This is a genomic window from Okeania sp. SIO2B9, from assembly GCF_010672505.1.
In the GTDB taxonomy this organism is placed as follows: Bacteria; Cyanobacteriota; Cyanobacteriia; order Cyanobacteriales; family Microcoleaceae; genus Okeania; species Okeania hirsuta.
This window is the reverse complement of record NZ_JAAHGK010001707.1, coordinates 1-1249: the sequence shown is the minus strand read 5'-3', so window position 1 is coordinate 1249 and position 1249 is coordinate 1. Positions and strand designations below refer to the sequence as shown.

Annotated in this window: 2 protein-coding genes; both read left to right on the top strand. The window is 30.3% G+C overall.

Features of this window, described 5'->3' with window-relative positions; all coding sequences use genetic code 11:
• Nucleotides 1-84 precede the first annotated feature (84 nt).
• Nucleotides 85-261 carry a hypothetical protein gene (locus tag F6K13_RS33860; RefSeq protein ID WP_192901198.1) on the top strand — a complete coding sequence of 59 codons (177 nt, stop codon included), beginning with the start codon at nucleotides 85-87 and terminating at the stop codon, nucleotides 259-261.
• Between the two features lie 532 nt (nucleotides 262-793).
• On the top strand, nucleotides 794-1249 hold a 456-nt coding region (locus F6K13_RS33855), incomplete at its 3' end, for a peptidoglycan-binding protein (protein ID WP_287290034.1).

Here is a 1249-nt window from a genome sequence, read left to right as displayed (position 1 = left end):
CATCTTAATTATTAATTCAGTGATAGGTTGAAACAACGTTGTTAGTTATGAATTGTTTAACAAATCTATCTGGAATTAATAATTATGTACAAAAATCGTTCAAACCGCGATCCATTGGTTGCTGCCGTTACTGCTGCTTTAGGAGCTGGTGTAGTGACTTCTTTTGCTGTTAGTCAGGGTCAAAATCCTTTAACTGCTTTAGGAATAACTATTTTTGCTGCTTTAGTAGCTCTGATTTTTGACCGGGCAGGTTTAGTTTAAGCATTTTATAGTACGGCAAAATGATAGAACATTAGATAGGAAATTTTAAATTAAATTAACCTATATATGTTCTTTCAGTACGTTATTCTACCTAATAATTTAATACACTAATAGCAGTTTAATAAAGAATAAACATAAACTAAAATATAGAAGTCTTTACAAGGAGAGAAAAAAGCCTCTATATTTAATAGGGAAATTTATGTGAATATTTGAAGTGATAGATTCAAATATTCCCCTCTCTTGATCGGCTAGAAATTTTATTATAGTTATATATAAATATATAAAGTCTCAATTTCTATTCATAATAATTTTCTGAATTATACTCTGTTGAGAATTGCTATAATACCAAATTAATATGAAGTTGTTATAAAATAATATTTTAATCAGAGTTAACTGTAGATCGAGGCAGACAAGTAATAAATTTCATGATTTTGTGCAGCCTCACATAAAATTGGTATAACTTCTTTAAGATAACAAACTAAATTGATTGAGTTTGTTAGTATTAAAATGTTAAAGTACCCCAGGAAAATTTATGGAATCTCTTGCATATATAGAAGTTTTTCTGGCTAATCAAGAAAACAAAGACTTCAAACTTATTGAAGGACTCAAATGGGAAAAACTTTCTAGCTTCGCTTACATAAACTTTTTATCAAAAATGATAATTAATTTAATTATTATTGATTCTTGTTGGGCTAGAAGGCCAGAAATTCCTAGTCCTGAAACAAATAGTTATTTTAATGTTAGTCAAACATACCAAGGACAAATAGCAACAAGCTCTTTTTTTTCTGGCACTTCTAACTTTAGACCAGAAAGCAATGCAATTCTTTCCCCTAATAGTGCAGTCTATCTAAGACGTGGAGATAATGCCGCAACGGTGGCTGCAGTTCAAAGAAAACTTAGAGAATTAGGCTATTTTTCTGCTAATCTAACTGGTTATTATGGTCCTATTACAGAAAGAGCTGTAAGACAGTTCCAGCAAGACAATGGA

Excerpts from the sequence above, each read along its gene's own strand:
- F6K13_RS33860 (WP_192901198.1), top strand. The coding sequence starts at position 85 with ATGTACAAAAATCGTTCAAACCGCGATCCATTGGTTGCTGCCGTTACT.